An 18,967-nucleotide genomic window follows, 5' to 3' on the forward strand; every position below is an offset into this window, starting at 1 on the left:
CGGCCTGCCCTCCCCTTTCATCAGAACTTCCGCGTCACCGTCGCGATGACCTGGCGTCCAGCGCCATACGTACAGCCGGCCGGGCCAGAGCAGCGGGCGACATACTCTTCGTCGAGTATGTTGGAGCCGTTGATGGCAAACCGCCAGCTCTCATAATCGTAGCGGATGATGGCGTCGATCAGGGTGGATTCCTCACCGGTATAGATGACCGGGTTGAACGGGCCTGGCAGCGCGCCTTCACTCTCGCTGGTGTAGCGGACACCTGCCCCGATGCCGAAGCCGGCGAGCGGGCCGTCGATGAAGGAGTAGTCGGCGAAGATCGACGCCTTGTTCTCCGGCGTCACCGGAAGCGGCGCACCGACTTCCTGCGGCGTGGAACTCTTCACCACTTCGCTGTCGGTGTAGCTGTAAGAGGCGTTGATCGACAGCTGGTCGTTGATCCGGCTGACGAGTTCGATCTCGGCACCCTGGACCTCGACCTCGCCGGTCTGGGTCCCGAAGACCGGGGTGACCGACGGGGCGGTGCTCACGACATTGGTCTGCGTGATCTGGTAGATCGCGCCGGTCAGCAGAAGCTCATAGCCCTCCGGCAGGCCGCGCGCGTCGAACTTGACGCCAGCCTCGATCTGCTCGCCTTCGCTCGGGTCGAAATCATTGCCCGTCACCGAGTCCGTGCCGATCACCGGCTCGAACGAGGTCGCATAGCTGATATAGGGCGCGATGCCGCTGTCGAAGACATAGTTGGCGCCGACGCGATAGGTGAACGCGTCCTGCTGCGTCTCCGTACCGGTTGCATTGTTCTCGATCGTGACATCGTCATAGCGCCCGCTCAGCGTGAAGAACAGGTTGCCGATCCCGATATGATCCTGCGCGTAGAGCCCGGAATGCTGGAGCGTCTGGTTGTTGAACGCGGACGGATAGCCGGGTGTCAGGTCCGCCGGATAGTCGTAGACCGGATCGAACAGGTCGATCGTGTCGGTGCCGTAGAAAAAGCCGAAATCGGCAACGTTCTCGACGTCGCGGTAGTCGTAGCCCACAATGATGTCATGCGTGACACCACCTGTTTCGAGGTTGATGTCGAACCGGTTGTCCGTAGCAAAGCTCTCGACGCTTTCGCGATAGGTGAAGTTCGACTGCAGCACCGTGCGGAAATCATCCGGCGTGCCGTCGAAATCATTGTCGATGAGACCGCCCGATCCGTAGATCCCGGTCGGGGTGTCCTCGTCATAGTCGCTCAGCTTCGAGTTGGAGATGAAGCTCACCATCTCGTTGAACCTGTGCTCAAACTCGTAACCGAGGCCCCACTGCTCCCGGTCGAACCGGTTGTTAGGGTTGCCGAGATTGGTCGAGGGATCGATCTTCCCGACAGGGTTCGGAAGCAGCGTGCCATAGACCGGCAGGAAGCCGTTCGTGTCACCCATGACTTCGTCCGACTGATAGTAGCCAAGCAGCGTCAGCTCGGTGTCGGGCGTGAAGTCGACTTTGAGGGCGGGAGCGAACAATTCGCGATTGGCGGAAACAAGATCGCGCTCGGCATCGCGGTCACGCACCAGGCCGGTCAGCCGGAAGCTGACATTATCGCCAAGCGGGCCGGTGAAGGTGCCAGCCACCTGTTTGTAATTGTCGGTGCCATACTGGGCTGATAGCTCGCCGCTGAACTCGTCTTCCGGCCGGCGGGTCGTCTGGTTGTAGAGGCCGCCGGGCGGCGAGTTGCCGTACAGGGCCGCAGACGGGCCCTTGAGCACATCGAACGATTCAAAGGCGTAGAGGTCGAGGCCGACGCTATAGATGGAGGTCGAGACCGGTGCGGCCAGGCCATCGATGTACTGCTTCGGCGTGAACCCGCGAACCGTCACGAAATCAAAGCGCAGGTCGGGGCCGTAATTCTCGCCAAAAACGCCGGAGGTGTAGCGGACGGCCTGCTGGGCATCGATAAAGTTGAGCAGGTCGATCTGGTCGCGCGTGATGACGGAGACAGACTGCGGCGTCTCGATCAGGGCGATATCGCTCTTGTTTGCGCTCTGGCCTTCGCTCGGCACGAAGTCCGGTGCGATGACATAGATAGTGTCCTGGACGGCGACCTCGTCCTCGCTGGTGTCTTCCTGGGCCACTGCCGCCGGCGCAATCAGCGCGGCGAGCATCGTGGTTGCAAGCAGGACTGCTCGCGTATTCAGCGGTCGTTCAATCGGATTCAGTGCCATTTTATCCCTCTGGATTTGCTTGCGCCACATGCCGCTCCTGTCATCAAAATGTATCAGGGCCCGTGCGCGCTGAATTTTGGCTTTGGGTCGCATAGTTCTCATTTTTGGCCATTCCGCAGCATCGCAAATGCGAGTTATTCGCAATTGCCGACCCATTCAAGACAAATTTCGACCCTGACTGCGTATGGCTCCTGGCGCTGAGTTTCGCTTATCCTTCAGGTCGAGAAATCCGGAGCATTCCTGCGATATGAGCACAGCCCTTCCTTCAAACACCTGGCTCTTCCTGCATCGCTGGTTCGGCGTTCTGATGGCCCTCTTCCTGTTCCTCGCGGCGGTTTCGGGATCGCTGCTGACCATGCGCGAGTCACTCGACCGCTGGGTGAATGCGGACCTCATGATATTCCAGGGCGCGGCGAGCGAGCGCCTCGATACGGTCGAGGCGGTATCGCGTTTCGAGGCGCAGGCGCCGCATGTCCAGGTGGTCGAGTTCCCGCTCAATCCGCACACGGATGAAACCATACCGGTGAAGGTTGTCCCCGCCCCCGGCGCGCCCGCGCTCGACCATGACGAGGTGTTCCTCGATCCGGCGTCGGGCGACGTCATCGGGACACGCAGCACCGAGCCCGGCTTCTCCGGGCGCCAGATCATCCCGCTCATCCTCGGCTTCCACGAGAACTTCCTGCTCGGCGATACCGGCCGCATCTTCCTCGGCTTCATCGCGCTCGGCTGGCTGCTGAGCTCGCTGGTCGGCCTGTATCTGACCTTTCCCAAGCGTGGCCCTGTCTTCAAGAAGTGGCTGGCCGCCTGGACCTATAGCCCGAAACGCTCCTTTGCCCGTCAGATGCTGGACATCCACCAGGCCAGCGGCCTGTGGCTTTTTGCGTTTGTGGTGATCCTCGCCTTCACATCGGTGGCCCTGAACTTCTTCTTCGAGTTCTGGGCGCCCTTCGCAGAGATGATCGCACCGACCGGCGAATCCTATTTCGACCAGCCGGTCCTCTTTCCTGAAGGCACACAGCCTGACCTCTCCTTCCAGCAAGCCCTGGCGCGCACGCAGGAACAGATCGCAGCCGCGGGTGTGTCCTGGCAGCCCGCCACGATGCTCTACTACCCCGACTACAACCTCTATGGTGCAACGCTGACCGATGATGGCGTGCTGAACTACAAGGCGCTGGGGCCGATCTACTACCATTTCGACGCGGCCACGGGCGCCTTCGTCCAGCAGGTCAATCCCTATGACAACAGCACCGGCCTTGCCCTGATGCGCTCGGTCTATCCCCTGCACAGCGGCGAAGTCGGCGGACCGGTGACGGTGTTCATCGTCTTCCTCACAGGCCTTGCGACGGCTGAAATGTGCGTCACCGGGCTTTGGGTCTGGCTGAAGAAGCGCGGACCGAGGATCGCAGCCCGCAAGAAGCGGCTTGCCGCGGCAGAGCAGCACGGCGCCTGAGCCCGCCGTCTATTCCGACCCCCTACGTGAGAGAGACTTTCATGAGCGCTTCTTCCCAGACGCAGGCCGACGATCTCGAACCCGAAGTCCGGCGGTTCGTGGAAGATGTCACCAAACGCTCTGCAGAACTCGCGGGCGACGGCCCGCTCAGCTTGCAGGCTCGCCGGGCCGTCGCCGAAAAAATTCGCGAACCCTGGCGTGAAGGCGGGCCGCAGATGCAGGCGGTCCGCGAGATCACGCTGCCGCAAACGGGCCGGACGCTGCGGATCTACATTCCTGAAAGCGGCGCGGGCGCAGGCACGCTCCTCTATCTGCATGGCGGCGGCTGGATGCTCTTCAGCCTCGACACCCATGACCGGCTGATGCGGGAATATGCCGATGCTGCAGGCTGCGCGGTGGTCGGCCTCGATTATTCGCTTGCGCCAGAGCATCCGTTCCCGGCGGCGCTCAACGAAACGGTCGACTGCGTGAACTGGCTTCAAGACGAAGGCAGCGCGCATGGACTCAATACAGGCAAATTGCTGATTGGCGGCGACTCGGCCGGCGGCAACCTCGCGCTCGCGGCTACAAAGTTGCTGCGCGACACGGGCGCGAGAGTCCCGGACGGCGTCCTGATCAATTACGGCGCCCTCGACACCGAACATCGTACATCGCACCAACGCTATAACGGCCTGCCCTACATGCTCGACGTCAGCGAGATGGATGATTTCTGGCAGGCCTATGTGGCCGAGACCGAGCTTGAGAGCCCCTATGCGAGGGTGCTGCTGGGTGAGCTGGGTGGGCTGCCGCCTACGCATCTGTGTATCGCCGAATGCGATATCCTGCTCGATGAGAACAAGGAGCTGGTGCGGCGGCTGGAAGCGGCCGGCGTCGAAGCGAGCGCGATAATCTATCCCGGCGCGACCCACAGCTTTCTGGAGGCAATGTCCATTTCTCCGCTGGCACAGCGCGCCATCGCCGACAGTGCCGCCTGGATGAAGCGGATCCTGGCCTCATGAGCGCGGATTTCAGCAAGGTTCCTACTCGCGATATCCTCGACTTTGCCGCAGCCTATCCACTTGCCTGGATTGTACCCGCAGCCGACCCGTCAACGGCCTTGCTGATGCCCCTGCTCATCGAGACCGATGCAGATGGCATCCCCCTTTCCATCCTTGGCCACATGCCTGTGCGTGGGCCCGCGAGCGACGTCCTTCGGCGAGACGGCAAAGCTGTCTTCCTGTTCCTCGGCGCAAATGCCTACATCCCGCCGGGCTGGGTCTCGCAAACGGATTGGGCGCCGACCTGGAATTTCCTGTCGCTCAAGATTGAGGCTGCGTCGATGCAGGTCGACGAGGCGCTGACGAAGCCGGCTGTCGAAGCGCTGGTCCGCCATATGGAAGCGCGGGCCGGATCGGGCTGGACCGTCGACCGGATCGGGCCACGTTACGAGACGCTGCTAGCCGGCATTACCGGCTTCCGTGCCCCGATCAGCAAGATCGAGCCCCGCTTCAAGCTCGGCCAGGACGAAAGCGAGACCGTCCATGATGAGATCAAGAGAGGCCTCGGGGATCATCCTCTAGCCGACTGGATGGAGTAGGCCATGGACATGATTACCGGATTTGCCGACGCACTGGGCTCTGCGCTGGCCAGCGCCGTTTTCTATTCGGTCACCCTTTTCGGGGTCGAGGTCCAGCTCATCGTGCTCTGGCTGTTCGCGGCCATGGTGTTTTTCACCCTGCGCCTCGGTTTCCTGAACCTTCGCGGGTTTGCAACGGGGTGGAAGGTCCTCGCCGGGCGCTACGAAGACCCTGATGCACCGGGAGAGCTCTCGCCCTTCCAGGCCCTTTCAACGGCCCTCGCGAGCACGGTCGGACTTGGCAATATCGCCGGCGTTGCCATCGCCATTGCGATGGGTGGACCGGGCGCGGCATTCTGGATGATCATCATCGGCTTTTTTGCCATGAGCCTGAAATATGCCGAGGTGACGCTGGCCGTGCGCTACCGGGTCATCAATGATGACGGCACCGTCTCGGGCGGTCCGATGTGGTATCTCAGCCGCGGCCTTGCCGAGCGCCGGATGCCCCGCCTCGGCAAGGTGCTGGCGACCGCCTATGCGGTGTTTGCGCTATTCGCCTTTGTGCAGGTCATCCAGGTCAACCAGTCCTATGCGCAGCTGAGCGAGGTTGTCGGACTCGAACGCGATACAGGCTGGGCGCTCGGCTATGGCATCGTGATCGCTGCGATTGCGGCACTGGTCCTGATCGGCGGCGTGCACTCAATCGGTGAGGTGACCTCGAGGCTGATACCCTTCATGTGCGCGCTGTATGTATGCGGTGTCCTTGTTGTGCTGGCCGTCAATCTGGAGGCTGTGCCGGGCGCCATCGTGACCATGGTGCATGACGCCTTCAGCGCCGATGCGGCGGCCGGCGGACTGGCGGGGAGTTTCGTGGCGGGTATGCGCCGGGCCGCCTACTCGAATGAGGCTGGCATCGGCAGCGCGTCCATCGCCCACTCGGCGGCCCGCACAAGACATCCGGCCTCGCAAGGCCATGTCGCCCTGATCGAGCCCTTCATCGACACGATCGTCATCTGCGCCGCCACCGCGCTGGTCATCATCACGACCGGGGTCTGGAACAAGGGGTATGACGACATCGCCATGACGTCTGCAGCCTTCGGGACGGTATCGGCCTGGTTTCCATATGTCCTTGCCGTGGCGGTCAGCCTGTTTGCTTTCTCGACCATTCTGGCGGCGGGTTATTACAGCCTGCAGGTCATCGACTATTTCTCGCGCCATTCGATCTGGATGCGCCGCATCTATCTCTGCTTCTTCTGCGGCCTTCTGCCGGTCGGCGCGATGGTCGACGTGACCACCGTCACCAACCTGATCGACAGCTTGTTCTTCATGCTCTCGCTGCCGAACCTGATCGGGCTCTACCTGTTGCAAAAGGTCGTCGGTGAGGAAACGGCGCTATTCCGCGCAAGGCTGGGCAAGCTGCCGGACACGCGCTGAGTGAGAACCGCTCAGCAATCAGCCCGACACTGACAGCGTCATGCCGACCGCGATACCGCTGTCGCGGAAACGGGTCACGGCGCCGTTGCGAATCTCGTCGGCATAGCTCTCTGCGTCAGCAGCCTCGGCACGGGCAAATATCCCGAACTCGACATTGTCCGAAACCGGCCTGGAGGCACCGATCTCCGCACCAAGATAGGAGCGGTTCGCCGAACCATCGCCCGGGACAACGAACCCGGCGCGGCCGAGCGCATAACTCGTCCATCCGCCAACATCCCAGCTGGGGCCGGCAGACACTTCGACGCCCCAGTCCTCGAAGTCGGCATCGTAGAAGCCGGTGATATTCGGCGCGTACGGCGCGTTGAAGTCGAAAGCACCGACAAGTTCGAGGCTGGCCTCGGCGCCCTCGCCCGGATAGGTCAGCCAGTTCGCCGAGAGGTCTGCAACAACTGTGTCATTCTCGAGCACGAGCCCGGCCGTGTAATCAGCCTCGTCATCGAAGGCTTCCTGATCGGGCCCGACTGGCAGAAGCCTGTAGAAGGCGGCATAGACCGTGGCGCCAGAGACGGTTGTCTCTGCTGTGGCGCCGAATTCCAGCGTCGGGCCGCCAATCTGTTCGCCTCGGTCGAACAGGCTGGACGTTGCAGCGAAGTCGGCCGACAGCCAGACCTTTTCCTCGGCGCCGGCGACCTCGGCAAACAGCGCGGCTGCGCCCAGCATGGCGGGGAACCGAACCCCGTTCGTCAACTGCTCGCCAATGCCTCGACCCTGATGCATGCCTTCGTCCTCTTTGCTGGTAACCTGTCCAGTAACCTAGCGATGCGTGGCAGAAAGCAATTGCGTCATCAGGCCTTTAAGTTCGTCCTTCGGGCCAGCCGCCGAGACGAGCGCCGTCCCCGCGGATCGCATTGTGCTTCAGAATTCGCGGCCAATGAAGAGCTTGGCCATGCTGTCATCGGCGCCCCCGGTGATCCCGACGCGCACGGCGGACTGTACAAAAACGCCGTTGTCCCAGCCGATCTTCACCACCGGCCCGACCTGGTGGGCCTGGTCGTCGAAACCCGGAATGTTGCGGCTGTTGCCGAGCTCGCTGAACACTTCAACACCCAGCCGCCAGTCATCTGAGCCGAGCGCCGAAACGTTTACGGCGCGCGAGATCTGTCCGCGCAGCTCGAGGTCCACGCCGCCGTCGCTGCCGTCCCCGGCCTCGATCTCCGCAATGAGATTCGACCGCCATTCCCAGTCGCCCGCGAACTTGTCCGTCAGGGTAAGACGCACTTCGGCCTCGTCAGGGCCGTCATCCTTGGCGAAGCCGTAGGCAAATCTCAGCCCGCCATTGAAGCCGGAATTGTCTGCCTGCTCCTCGCTCCACTGGAACCAGTTCTCGACGGTCAGGCCTGTGAGATCCCAGTCTTCACTGTCAGGCTTCGAGAAGGAGCCGATCAGGCGGAGCTGGTACCAGTCGGTGAAGGCATTGTCGTAGTGAATGCGGCTTGCGGCATTACCTTCATCATCCAGCCCCAGACGCGCCTCGACCGACTGCTCTGCTTTCGTCACACCTGCCGAGCCGACATTACCCGTCAGGGACTGCGCCTGGGCCGGCAGCATTGCCAGGCCGGTCACGAAGCTGATCGTGGCGACAAACTTGAAAAATCGGGTGGTCATGAAATTCAACGCTTTCATTTATTTTCACTTGCTGGACGAGACCTTCGATACGGCGCGAGCCGTCACCTGGTTTAAAAAAATCGAAGGGGCCTGCGCGGATGGCAGGCCCCTTCTTCCTGCGCCGGCTCAGGCTTACTCGATCGGAGAAAGGAGTTCCGGTGCCGTCACAAGCTGGCGAACGCCGTGCGACTTGGTTTCGTTGAAGACATTGCCTTCTTCAGCCCAGGCATGCAGCGAGTTGATGTCGAGCTTGGTGCATTGCGGGCGGACGCTCCAGGTGACCTGTGCGGGTGAGCACTGCATCTGATTGTAGCTCGGCCCCGTGGTCGAGCCGCGGAAGCTGACCGGCGTGCCCGTGCTCGACGGGATGCCACCCGGCTGCCAGACGCCGCCCGCCTGGCGAACCGCCGCCAGCTCGGTGAAATCGGCTGCAGACTCGTCGTTCACCACGAGGAAGACCTGCGCCTCAACACGAAGCAGCGGATCGGTGCAGGTTTCCGGGACACACGCCCCGAGGCCTTCGCCCGGCGCAGCGTCGCAGGTCGTGTGCACCCAGTGAACCTCGATCGTGTCACCCGGCTTCACCTTGCCATAGGCGCCCTCTACAGGCGTGAGCTCGGCTTCGGTAAGGTCCTGTGTCGCGTTGCAGGCATAGCCGCCATAGTCACTGTCATTCACGAACACGCTGAAGTCCGGCCCTTTGTGCTCGGCATTGGTATGCGTGTGGATGTTGCAGAGGTTCATCTCGGTGGATGGCGGGGCTTTCGGGAAGGTCACTGAATTGAGACCGTACACGCCCGCAATGTCGCGCGGTGTCTGCGGCCCGGCGTCGAGGCAGAGGCCGGCCTGTTCAACCGTTTCGACTTGCGCCGACACATCGGCTTCCGTTGCCGCGTCCGTTTCTGCCGCAATTGTCTCATTCGCACAGCCTGCCAGCGCCAGGGCACAGGATGCCATTATCGCTGATGCTGCGACTTTCCTTTTCGTCATCATGTTGTCTTTCTCCGATTGACCTGGTTTTCGAGAAACCGGGACAAGAGATGAAGACGGGCAACAAAAGGACAAATACCAAGAAAATACAGAAGCGATAGTTTTTAGCTATAATATGGGTACGGCCAAAGAGCGACGCTCCAAAGGCAATGACCCGCCATCCCTTATGCAGGATGGCGGGCCGCAAATGCGCCTAATGAATGAAGTCAGCTGGCGAGCTGCACAGACGAAGCGCCGGTCCGCCGCTGCTCGGCCCCGGCCATCATCAGCATGGCGACACCCATCAGGGCCGACATGAGCGAGCCGAGCAGGACACCCAGGCGGACCTGATCGAGCCGTGCGGCGCTGTCAAACGCCAGTGTTCCGATAAACAGGCTCATGGTGAAGCCGATACCGGTCAGGCACGCCACGCCATAGAGGTGCATCCAGGATGCCCCTTCCGGACGGCGCGCAATGCCCGCTTTCACCGCGAGAACGGTGGCGCCGAAGACCCCGATCTGCTTTCCGACGAACAGGCCCGCAGCAATCCCCAGGGGCAGCGGCGACAGGAGATCGTCAAGCGACACGCCGGACAACGACACGCCGGCATTGGCAAACGCGAAGACCGGCAGGACCCCATAGGCGACCCATGGATGCAGCCCATGTTCGAGCTTGTGCAACGGCGACTGGGAGTCCGCCGTCTTGCCGTAAATCGGCACGGCCAGGGCCGTCACGACACCGGCCAGCGTCGCATGGACGCCCGACTTCAAGACGCAGACCCAGATGAATGTGCCGATCAGCGCATAGGGCGCGATCGTCTTCACCCCCATCCTGTTGAGCGCCACCAGCGAGGCGACACCAAGCGCGGCCCAGCCAAGCGCCATGAGGGAGAGATCCGCCGTATAGAAGAGCGCGATGATCATGATGGCCCCAAGGTCATCTATGATCGCGATGGCCAGCAGGAAGATCTTCAACGATACCGGCACGCGGCTGCCGAGCAGCATCAGCACGCCCAGGGCAAAGGCAATGTCGGTCGCGGCGGGAATGGCCCAGCCATTCAGGCTTTCCGGGCTGTTCGCATTGAGCGCGATGAACACCAGCGCCGGACCGGCCATACCGCCAACCGCCGCAAATATGGGAAGCGCTGCCTTGTCGAAACTCGACAGCTCGCCCTGCAGGATTTCACGCTTTATCTCCAGGCCGATCAGGAAGAAGAAGATCGCCATCAGGCCGTCATTGATCCAGAGAATAAGCGGCTTGGCGATTTCAAGCGCGCCAACCTGGACTTCAACCGGGGTCGACAGCAGGCCGGTATAATAGCCTACAAGCGGAGAATTGCTCGCGACCAGCGCCAGTACCGCCGCGATCATGAGCAAAATGCCAGCGGAGGACTCCAGCCGCAGGAAGTTCTGTATGCGTGCAACTATAAAGGTCATGCCCCACCTTTCGGGATTGGTTTCAGGATGTGTCGGACGGGAGCCCCAGATCGAGATCACAAGACCCGAGCGGAACGGTGCGCTCCCTTGACGCTGCCACGGAGACTTGGATGCCCTGGTTCATCTGATCCAATCTTCACTTTCTAAGGAAACAATAGCTTTAAACTATGCTTCAAGCCGCAGCTGCGAAGGAAGGTATTGATGGCCCGCCGACAGGCGCTCTTGGCGGGACATTGCGTTATGAACGGCCTCGTCCGGCCAGGATCAGGGGGAACAAATCCCGCGGCAGAAATCGGACGGCGGCGATCAGTCAGACGCCAGTTCGGAGACCTCTTTCCAGCGGGTCATCCGCTCGAGCCCTCTGCGTGCACTGTCGACGAGCCGGTTGCGATCGGCGTACGGCCCGAAATAGCGGAACCTGCAGAGCATCCAGCGCTCGCCGGTCTCATCCTCTACCGGCTGGGGCAAACCCAGTATTTCGATCGGCGCCCAGCTGATCAGCGATTCCGTGTGAAAAAAGAGAGAGCGGGGAGACCTGTCCCAGCGCGCCAGCAACCAGAATTCGTCGGGTGAGCGCGGTGATCTGGGCAGGGCTCTTGCGGCCTTCCTTTGCCCGGCCTTTCCATGGGTCAGGTAGGCAAGACGTATGGGCTTGGCCGGGACGGGCGCCTGGCGGGGTGGCGAGAACATGGGCAACTCCTTTCAAGTCGCCTCATATTTGTGGCCCGCTATAGATTTTGAAAATTCAAATAATGAGTTCAGCTGATTGCTTTAGACTATGCAATAACTGCGCACTCACGAAACCCTTCCAGCCCGCCCGACCAGGACCGAAACCGCTGCTGCGCGCAGCTCTTCGGCCAGTTTCTCAAGCCGGTCGGCCAGCGGCGATGTTTGCCGCCAGATGAGCGAGATTTCGCGCCGCGCCATCGGATCGTCGATCCTGCGCACAACAAGATCAGGGTCCCTGCGAGCTTCAGTGAGGGCATAGAGGCTCGGAAAGACCGCAACGCCGGCGCCCATTTCCGCCATCTGCCTGATCGCATCGAGACTGGTGCCCTGATACTCGCTGCTCACATGGGCCCCGGCAGCCTCGGCGAGAGACTGGATGATGTGGTAGAAGCGGTGGCCATAGCCGAGCGTCAGCAGGGAACGGCCCTTCAGGTCAGCCAGCTTCACATCCCCGGCCGACTGGGCCAGCTCGTCATCCGGGGCCGCGCACACCCACAGATTCTCCTCGAAAAGCGGCGCGTGACCGGCGTCGGAATGGTCCTCGATGGTGGAGATGACGGTATCGAGCCGGCCATCATGAAGGTGCGCCTCGAGGTCGATTGTTCTTTCCTCGCGGACGCTGAGACGGAAATCGGGATACTTGGCATGCAGATGCCGCGTCGCCGCCGGAAGCAGGTAAGGCCCGATCGTCGGTAGCACGCCGAGACGAATCCGGCCGGCCAGCGATGCCCTGCCTGACTGCACGACGGCCTTCAGGTCTTCGACATCCCTGAGGATCATCCGCGCGCGCCGAACCGCTTCCTCCCCTGTTGGCGTCATGAAGGCGCCATGACGGCCGCGCTCGATGAGCACGGTCCCGAGATGCGCTTCCATTTCCGCGATCTGTGCAGACAGGCTGGGCTGGCTGACATTCACACGCTTGGCAGCGTCACCGAACTTCCCGGTATCTGCGATGGCGACCAGGTATTGCAGCTGTCGAAGCGTCGGTCTCATGTTTCATAATCCATGGCTATGGAGAGGAGAGATATTTTCGTTTTGAACTATTCCTGACTCTGATCCAAATCAAGGTCGACCGCAACGAAACGGTCGATAAAGGAGAAAAAAATGAAAAACTTGCCCGGCTCAAATCCTCCCAGCGCTGACCGCACGCGTCAGCTCATCGAAGGCGTGACGCCCGCATTCCTGCGGCGTCAGTGGCGCATGAGACGCCGAAAACGCTACGCAGCGCCTCTGAACGCCTGATCCTCTCTCTCCGGCGCTCTTGGGTGCTGAACACTCTCCAGACTGGGACAGCCCCTTACCTCCCCCACCCCTGCACATCCCTGATCTGGACACCGCCTGGAACACTGTTTCCAGGCGGTTTTCTTTTTTCAGGGAAGACTGCCCCGCCCGATATCTCGGACCTTGAAATTTGGCCTCTGGGGCAGCCCGCCGCGCGGCAAAGGCGGATAGCGCCATCAGAAATAGCCAGCCTGTTTCTGGCTTTCCAGCGAGCCCTCATCACTAATCCGGCCATTGCGCTCCGAGTTGGCGCTGGTGAGCGTTTCCTTGACGACGGAACGAAGATCGGACGCCGTCGATGGAAGGGCCGCCGTCACCGGCCAGCAGCCGAGGGAGCGGAAGCGGACATGTTCCTCCGCGTCGATTGTCAGGCCCAGCGCTTCAGCCCGCGCTTCATTGTCGATCACGATCCGCTGGCCCTGCCGAAGACAGACCGGGCGCTTGTCTGCGAAATAAAGCGGACACAGCCGGATGTTCTTCTTGAGGATGTACGCCCACAGGTCGAATTCGGTCCAGTTCGACAGCGGATAGACCCTCAGTGTCTGACCGGACGAGCGGCGCCAGTTGTAGAGCGACCAGAGTTCCGGCCTTTGCCGGCGGGGGTCCCATCCATGCCCGGGACTGCGGACGGACACGATGCGCTCCTTGGCACGGCTGGCTTCTTCATCGCGCCGGGCGCCGCCGAAGATGACGTCATAATTGCCGGCATCGAGCGCCTGCTTCAGCGCGTCCGTTCGCATGATCGTGGTGTAGAGCGCTCCATGTTCGACCGGGTTCAGCCCCTGCCTGCGCCCCTCCTCATTATGATGCAGGACGATTTCAAACCTGTGCTCAGCCGCGAAGCGGTTGCGGAACTCGACCACCTCACGAAACTCCCAGGTCGAGTCCACATGCAGGAGTGGCATGGGCGGACGCGAGGGATGGAACGCTTCAAGCGCCAGGTGCGCGAGGACCGTGGAGTCCTTGCCCCCGGAGAAAAGAAGGACCGGACGGTCAGCCTGGGCAACGCCATCCCGCAATATCTGGATGGCTTCAGCCTCGAGCCGGTCGAGATGCGTCAGGTCGGTCATGCCGCGACCTCGTCATGCACGGCTGGCGACGTCGCGAAGGCCTGTTCCCACTGACCGTCACCGGCATAGCGCCAGGCGAGATGGCCGGCATCATCCATCGCGAACAGGTGCAGCCAGTGATTGTCGAACAGCGCGCGCACGCTCTCATGCCGGTTCAGGATCTCGGTGATCGCTTCGCGCGGCGCCTCGATACAGACCGAAAGCCGAACCGGGATGTGGCGGAAGTCGATACCATCGCTGACGGACTGGAGCGGCAGGCCGCTGCGCAGCGAGCCGCCATTGCCTTCGAGCACGCCAAATCCGCCCACGACATTGTGAAGCAGCTTGTTGCCCGCCCCGAAAACCTCTGGCGCCACCGTTGATCCGTAATACTGGAGATTGATCCAGCTCGCGACCACGACGGGCGCAGTCAGGATGAGCTCAAGCACCTTGAAGCCTTCATCGTCGCGCCAGTCATAGGAGTGCAGGAATGAGCGGCCTGACAGGTCCTTTCCTGCGGTCCGCGACCTGGGCGCTGCGATGAAGGCGCTGCAGCCGGCCAAGCCCCATTCCTGGCGCGTCTGGGACCAGCTCTTGCCGCGGCGCTTCAGCTTGCCCGGACGTGCCACGCGCGGCAGTGCCGGTGCCCGCTCGGCCCGGGCCCGCTCACCTGCGAGGTCGAGCAGCTCTTTCGCCGCCTCGATGTCCTTGGAATGCGCCGCCGATGGCGTGTCGTCGTGAAGCGACACCTGATCGGAGGTCGTATCATGCAGACCGCCGACGAAATGGGTGTCCTCGGGGATGACAATGCCGCGCTTTTCAAGCTCGGCGCGCACGGCGGTTTCATTCAGCAGGCCAGCAAGCAGGCGCGCATTGACGTCGCCCGCATACCCACCGCAGGCGCCGCACTGGAGCGCACTGGCATGCGGATTATTGGTGACCGCAGCGCCATGTCCGACCAAAAGAACAAGCCGGGCAAAATTCCGCGTCAGCGACATCGCCCGCAGGATCGTCTCTGCCGCGTCTGTCCTGGCCTCGAGCGGCATGGATTCCGCGATACGCGGGACGGGCGACCGCGTCGACTTGCCGGACTTCAGGCCGAGCGCGCCTTGCAGCAGCTTCGGCACATAGATCGGACCAGCCGACTCCACGAAAGCAAAGGACGACACCGCTGCCAGCTTGAACCGCCCCCAGGCCCGGACAGCCCGCAGCCGGAAACGCTTCTCGCGATCTGCCTTGGCGTTGTCTTCAACCGTTTCGACCGTGTTCAGGGACGGGTTAAGCAGGACCGGCAGGCGGTGCTCTTCCGTGTCGGAAGCAAATGCCTTGTGATTGACGCCGAGACCGAAAAACCCGGCGAAGCCCAGCGTCTCTACCGAGCTGGACGCGCCTTCCAGCGCGCGGCGGAAGACTTCCGAGCGGACATCGATACAGAAAGCTGCCTGAATAGCCGGCCGCTGATCAACCCGTCCGGCGTCCCGAGGCGCGGCCATCGTCGCTTCAAGCTCACGCTGCCCAGCATGATCCAGCGCGTACTGCAGGATTTCCAGGAGCTGGGCGTGCTGTGGCAGCTTGCCCGAATTTTCCCGCTCGCGGCAGGCGCGCTTCCAGTCGAGGGCGATTGCCTCGCCATGTGCGCGGAAGGCGAAGACTTCCCACGCCACCGCAATGGCGAGCAGTTCGGTCATGACCGGACTGGTTTCGCCTGCCATCTCTGCTTTCCACAGCCGGTAGCGGCCTAGTTGTGACCAGCCGCCGAGATCGAAAAGAAGCTGTGTCAGATAGGCAGGCAGCGCCGCGTCCTTGAGGCCAAGCTCCTGCGTCATGGACGCCACGAAGTGGGCCGCATCATCTGGCAGGCTGGATGCGAACTGGCAGAAATCGCTCAGCCCCAGGACTTCCGGCGTCAGGTCATTGGTCGCAAAGGCGCGCCATGAAGACCACACAGTGCCGCGTCCGTTCACCTGCCACAGCGCCTGACCTTCATCGAAATAGTTCGATGCCCAGGCGGTGACGCGGTCGGTCATGATCGCACGCAGGTCCACTCCGCTGCCTTCACCGGCGAGGTCGAGCACAGTGGGAATGCGCCCTTCCCCGGTTGCGTCTTTCGCCCTGAGGCGCTGACGGATCTTTTCCGGCGTCAGCCCCGGACCGGCGCCGTAGGCCTTGATGGCCTTGGCAAGGTCGCTATCGCCAATCTTGCCGCTATCGAGTTTCTGCTGGAACCAGGCCTCCTTCATGAACAGGGACTGTCCTGTCATGGATGCGAACCTGGCGTGGGTCGCGCCCAGCGATGCCACACTCGAGCCGAGGAAGGGATTGACGGCGACGGTCGCTTCGAGCGGCCACATGGGCGGGATGGTGCGCGCGGCTTCATCGATCGCTGTGTTGACGGCAGCGAGGTGCTTTGAGGGTGTCTTGCTCATGATTTCAATCCTTGTTCGCGAAGGCCTGTCAGGACCGGGCCCGGCCGGAATGGCGCCAGCCGCCGAGGATGCGGTCCCAGACAGCATTGATGTAAAAACCGTTGGTGAGGTGGACGCGCAGGCCGCGCACAGCCGGATGGCTCGCCCAGAGCGGGAAGGTCGCCTGCGCGAAGGCCACGAGCGCGAAACTGAACAGCGCCAGTGCGATCAGTGCCCATTCCAGTCCGTCGGGTGACGGCGGGGCGGGAAGCGTCGGATAGGCGAGATAAGCCGCCGCCGACTGCAGGGCGAAGTAGGCCAGCGTGACTGCCACCGAGTAGCCTGCCGTGTAGAGTCCCAGCTGACGCGGCGCCTTGTCGGCCAGCCCTTGCGCCAGCATGTAGGCCACGCCGAAGACTAGGATCGCGCCGAGCGCAATCGCCTGCGGCGACTTGCCTTCGAGCCCCACAAGCAACGTGGTGGCGGCATAGATCGCGATGGCCGTCAGGAAGGCCGTGCCCACCGTCCGCAGCCCCGGAAGGGCAATCGGGCCGGGCCGGCGGATGGATGCGACCTGCTTGACCGCGTCGCCGGAGCCCAGAAACGCGTGGGCCTTGTACAGCGAGTGCAGGACGATGTGCAGCAGGGCCAGCGGGAAAAGCGCAAGGCCGCACTGGAAGATCATGAAGCCCATCTGGCTGATCGTCGACCAGGCCAGCGATGTCTTCACGGCTGGCTGGGTCAGCATGACCAGGCCGCCGAAAAGCGCCGTAAAGCCACCGACCAGAACCAGCAGGGCGAGGACACCCGGCGCGAGCAGCATGACGTCGGCAAAGCGGATCAGGAGGAAGCCGCCGGCATTGATGATTCCCGCATGGAGCAGAGCAGACACGGGCGTCGGCGTTTCCATGACCTCGGTCAGCCAGCCATGGAACGGGAATTGCGCCGATTTGAGGATCGCGACTCCGGCCAGCATCAGCGCTGCCATCGTCGTGGCGAGACTGCCTGGCTCACCACCGGCGCGGGCCATTTCATTGATTTCGGCAATGTTGCCGGTGCCATAATGCATCCAGAGCAGGATGCCTGCGCCCGCCAGCAGGAGATCGCCTGCGCGTGCGAAGACGAACTTCTTGCGGGCCGCCCTCTGCGCACCCCGCCGGCCGGGATAGAAAAGCAGTAGCCGGTGAAGGCAAAGGCTCGTTGTGACCCAGAAGACGAAAACCTGGATCAGATGTCCCGACATGACCAGCATCAGGACCGACGCCATGGCCAGCATCAGCCATGACATGAAGCGTCCCTGTCCTGCCTCGCCTTCGAGGTATTCCCCGCTATAGGCCAGCACGATAGCGCCCACGAAGCCGACCAGCGCAACGAGAACCGCGCTGACCAGGTCAAAACGCACGAACATGAGGTCGAAACCTGAAATGCTCAGCGGCAGGGTTGCGGCGCCCGTCCAGGCATAGACCGCCAGCGAACTGACCGAAGCCGCACCGATCAGGACGGCGGCAAACGGCATCGCCTTGCGGATGGGCGGGTATGGTGCGGTCTGGAAGAAAGAAACGATTGCGAGCAGTGCGAGCGCGACCGAGGGCGCGAGCAGCAACATGAGCGTGAGCGACATACCGGGTCTCCAAAATCTGATGGCCCCTCGCTAGCAAAGCGCTATTGTTTAGTATAATACAATATATCTCTCTTTTCGTTCTGTTTTGGAGAACGGTTTTGCTGAACTACAACCATCTGCGCTATTTCTGGATTGTCGCGAAGGAGGGGCATCTGACGCGCGCTGCGGAGTCGCTGAACCTGTCCCAGTCCGCCCTGTCCACCCAGATCAAGAAGCTTGAGGAAAGCCTTGGCCATGCCCTCTTCGAACGCCGCGGCCGGTCGCTGACGCTGACGGAAGCAGGACAGATCGCGCTTGATCACTCGGAGGCGATTTTCTCCACCGGCGACGAAATGATCGGGCGGCTGCGCAATGCCGAACGCCTTAGCAAGAAGATCCTGCGGGTCGGGGCCCTTTCCACGCTTTCGCGCAACTTCCAGATCGGTTTTCTCCGGCCGGCCGTGCAGGATCCGGGTATCGAGGTGATAATCCGTTCGGGCACGATTGCCGAACTCCTGGCAGCCCTGGAGGCACACCGGCTCGATGTGGTTCTGGTCAATCAGGTGCCCTTGCGCGATTCGGCAACGCCGTGGTCGTCACGCATCATTGCAGAGCAGGACATCAGCCTGGTCGGCACGCCCGAACGGATTGGCGGGCGCAGCGATCTGATCGAACTCCTGTCCAGCGAACCGGTCATCCTGCCAACTGCCGATAGCGGCTTCCGCAATGGCGTGGACGTCATGTTCGAACAGCTCTCCCTGTCACCGACCGTGGCGGCGGAAGTCGACGATATGGCGATGATGCGTCTTTTGACGCGGGAGGATATCGGGCTTGCGATCCTGCCGCCAATCGTCGTGACCGACGAGCTTGCAAACGGGCGGCTTGTCGAGGCCTGCAAGCTCAGCGCGATCCAGGAAACCTTTGCCGCGATCACCATGAAACGGCGGTTGCCGAACCCGGCGCTCGAAACCCTGTTCGCCAGCCGAGAGCTGGATGCGCATGCAAGCTGAGCACCGGGACGCCATCGGGCGTGGATGCCGACGCTTTTGCCATAGGCTTTAGCTATCAAGCTCTTCTGAAAATCATATTGTTCTCATCATGAGACAGCCAGTAGCGTCCCGTCGCACTGATCCTTGGGAATGAAGCCAGGCCGTTTTCGGGTTCGGCCCTGACGGTTCGCCGGGATGTAGGGC

The 18,967-nt window shown here is 62.1% G+C and carries 15 protein-coding genes; 5 read left to right on the forward strand and 10 right to left on the reverse strand.

Annotation, left to right across the window (positions count from 1 at the left end; translation table 11 throughout):
• Positions 1-20: 20 nt before the first annotated feature.
• On the reverse strand, positions 21-2,201 hold the full coding sequence (locus D1223_RS15175) for a TonB-dependent siderophore receptor (RefSeq protein WP_119377280.1): 2,181 nt from the start codon (positions 2,199-2,201) through the stop codon (positions 21-23).
• Positions 2,202-2,448: 247 nt separating this feature from the next.
• Between D1223_RS15175 and D1223_RS15180 the strand changes: the two genes are divergently transcribed.
• The 4 genes from D1223_RS15180 to D1223_RS15195 are packed head-to-tail and all read left to right on the forward strand — an operon-like array spanning position 2,449 to position 6,640.
• Positions 2,449-3,651 (forward strand): PepSY-associated TM helix domain-containing protein, encoded by a 1,203-nt coding sequence (locus D1223_RS15180; RefSeq protein WP_158588507.1) that lies wholly within the window; start codon positions 2,449-2,451, stop codon positions 3,649-3,651.
• 41 nt (positions 3,652-3,692) lie between these two features.
• Positions 3,693-4,649, forward strand: coding sequence for an alpha/beta hydrolase (locus tag D1223_RS15185; protein WP_119377282.1), 957 nt, complete (start codon positions 3,693-3,695; stop codon positions 4,647-4,649).
• Positions 4,646-5,227, forward strand: coding sequence for an FMN-binding negative transcriptional regulator (locus tag D1223_RS15190; RefSeq protein ID WP_119377283.1), 582 nt, complete (start codon positions 4,646-4,648; stop codon positions 5,225-5,227). The genes D1223_RS15185 and D1223_RS15190 overlap by 4 nt, the downstream gene beginning before the upstream one ends.
• Positions 5,228-5,230: 3 nt before the next feature.
• Complete coding sequence (locus D1223_RS15195; RefSeq protein ID WP_119377284.1) at positions 5,231-6,640, forward strand: alanine/glycine:cation symporter family protein; 1,410 nt, start codon at positions 5,231-5,233, stop codon at positions 6,638-6,640.
• 18 nt (positions 6,641-6,658) lie between these two features.
• Here D1223_RS15195 and D1223_RS15200 read toward each other — a convergent pair whose 3' ends face one another.
• The 9 genes from D1223_RS15200 to D1223_RS15240 all read right to left on the reverse strand — a co-directional run bounded on the left by D1223_RS15200 (position 6,659) and on the right by D1223_RS15240 (position 17,795).
• Positions 6,659-7,417 carry a hypothetical protein gene (locus tag D1223_RS15200; protein WP_147372865.1) on the reverse strand — a complete coding sequence of 253 codons (759 nt, stop codon included), beginning with the start codon at positions 7,415-7,417 and terminating at the stop codon, positions 6,659-6,661.
• A gap of 138 nt (positions 7,418-7,555) precedes the next feature.
• Positions 7,556-8,305, reverse strand: coding sequence for a hypothetical protein (locus tag D1223_RS15205; protein ID WP_147372867.1), 750 nt, complete (start codon positions 8,303-8,305; stop codon positions 7,556-7,558).
• 132 nt (positions 8,306-8,437) lie between these two features.
• The gene (locus D1223_RS15210) at positions 8,438-9,262 is read right to left on the reverse strand and encodes a delta-class carbonic anhydrase (RefSeq protein WP_119377341.1); all 825 of its coding nucleotides are present in this window, start codon (positions 9,260-9,262) and stop codon (positions 8,438-8,440) included.
• A 239-nt stretch (positions 9,263-9,501) separates the two neighbouring features.
• Entirely contained in the window at positions 9,502-10,710 is a 1,209-nt protein-coding gene (gene nhaA / locus D1223_RS15215; RefSeq protein WP_119377287.1) for a Na+/H+ antiporter NhaA, read from the reverse strand.
• Between the two features lie 306 nt (positions 10,711-11,016).
• On the reverse strand, positions 11,017-11,400 hold the full coding sequence (locus D1223_RS15220) for a hypothetical protein (protein WP_119377288.1): 384 nt from the start codon (positions 11,398-11,400) through the stop codon (positions 11,017-11,019).
• Between the two features lie 105 nt (positions 11,401-11,505).
• Entirely contained in the window at positions 11,506-12,432 is a 927-nt protein-coding gene (locus tag D1223_RS15225; RefSeq protein ID WP_119377289.1) for a hydrogen peroxide-inducible genes activator, read from the reverse strand.
• Between the two features lie 464 nt (positions 12,433-12,896).
• The gene (gene cysD / locus D1223_RS15230; RefSeq protein ID WP_119377290.1) at positions 12,897-13,790 is read right to left on the reverse strand and encodes a sulfate adenylyltransferase subunit CysD; all 894 of its coding nucleotides are present in this window, start codon (positions 13,788-13,790) and stop codon (positions 12,897-12,899) included.
• Positions 13,787-16,195, reverse strand: coding sequence for a YbcC family protein (locus tag D1223_RS15235; protein ID WP_119377291.1), 2,409 nt, complete (start codon positions 16,193-16,195; stop codon positions 13,787-13,789). Before D1223_RS15235 ends, cysD begins: the two co-directional genes overlap by 4 nt.
• A 28-nt stretch (positions 16,196-16,223) precedes the next feature.
• A complete protein-coding gene (locus tag D1223_RS15240) occupies positions 16,224-17,795 on the reverse strand; it encodes a proton-conducting transporter transmembrane domain-containing protein (protein ID WP_119377292.1) in 1,572 nt (523 codons plus the stop codon).
• Between the two features lie 98 nt (positions 17,796-17,893).
• Here D1223_RS15240 and D1223_RS15245 point away from each other — a divergent pair, with 98 nt between their 5' ends.
• The gene (locus tag D1223_RS15245; protein WP_119377293.1) at positions 17,894-18,784 is read left to right on the forward strand and encodes a LysR family transcriptional regulator; all 891 of its coding nucleotides are present in this window, start codon (positions 17,894-17,896) and stop codon (positions 18,782-18,784) included.
• The last annotated feature ends 183 nt before the right edge of the window (positions 18,785-18,967 follow it).

Origin of the sequence: Henriciella mobilis (assembly GCF_003576285.1) — a bacterium.
In the GTDB taxonomy this organism is placed as follows: domain Bacteria; phylum Pseudomonadota; class Alphaproteobacteria; order Caulobacterales; family Hyphomonadaceae; genus Henriciella; species Henriciella mobilis.

Coding starts and splice junctions, on each gene's coding strand:
- D1223_RS15175 (WP_119377280.1), bottom strand. CDS start 2,201: ATGGCACTGAATCCGATTGAACGACCGCTGAATACGCGAGCAGTCCTG.
- D1223_RS15180 (WP_158588507.1), top strand. CDS start 2,449: ATGAGCACAGCCCTTCCTTCAAACACCTGGCTCTTCCTGCATCGCTGG.
- D1223_RS15185 (WP_119377282.1), top strand. CDS start 3,693: ATGAGCGCTTCTTCCCAGACGCAGGCCGACGATCTCGAACCCGAAGTC.
- D1223_RS15190 (WP_119377283.1), top strand. CDS start 4,646: ATGAGCGCGGATTTCAGCAAGGTTCCTACTCGCGATATCCTCGACTTT.
- D1223_RS15195 (WP_119377284.1), top strand. CDS start 5,231: ATGGACATGATTACCGGATTTGCCGACGCACTGGGCTCTGCGCTGGCC.
- D1223_RS15200 (WP_147372865.1), bottom strand. CDS start 7,417: ATGCATCAGGGTCGAGGCATTGGCGAGCAGTTGACGAACGGGGTTCGG.
- D1223_RS15205 (WP_147372867.1), bottom strand. CDS start 8,305: ATGACCACCCGATTTTTCAAGTTTGTCGCCACGATCAGCTTCGTGACC.
- D1223_RS15210 (WP_119377341.1), bottom strand. CDS start 9,262: ATGGCATCCTGTGCCCTGGCGCTGGCAGGCTGTGCGAATGAGACAATT.
- nhaA (WP_119377287.1), bottom strand. CDS start 10,710: ATGACCTTTATAGTTGCACGCATACAGAACTTCCTGCGGCTGGAGTCC.
- D1223_RS15220 (WP_119377288.1), bottom strand. CDS start 11,400: ATGTTCTCGCCACCCCGCCAGGCGCCCGTCCCGGCCAAGCCCATACGT.
- D1223_RS15225 (WP_119377289.1), bottom strand. CDS start 12,432: ATGAGACCGACGCTTCGACAGCTGCAATACCTGGTCGCCATCGCAGAT.
- cysD (WP_119377290.1), bottom strand. CDS start 13,790: ATGACCGACCTGACGCATCTCGACCGGCTCGAGGCTGAAGCCATCCAG.
- D1223_RS15235 (WP_119377291.1), bottom strand. CDS start 16,195: ATGAGCAAGACACCCTCAAAGCACCTCGCTGCCGTCAACACAGCGATC.
- D1223_RS15240 (WP_119377292.1), bottom strand. CDS start 17,795: ATGTCGCTCACGCTCATGTTGCTGCTCGCGCCCTCGGTCGCGCTCGCA.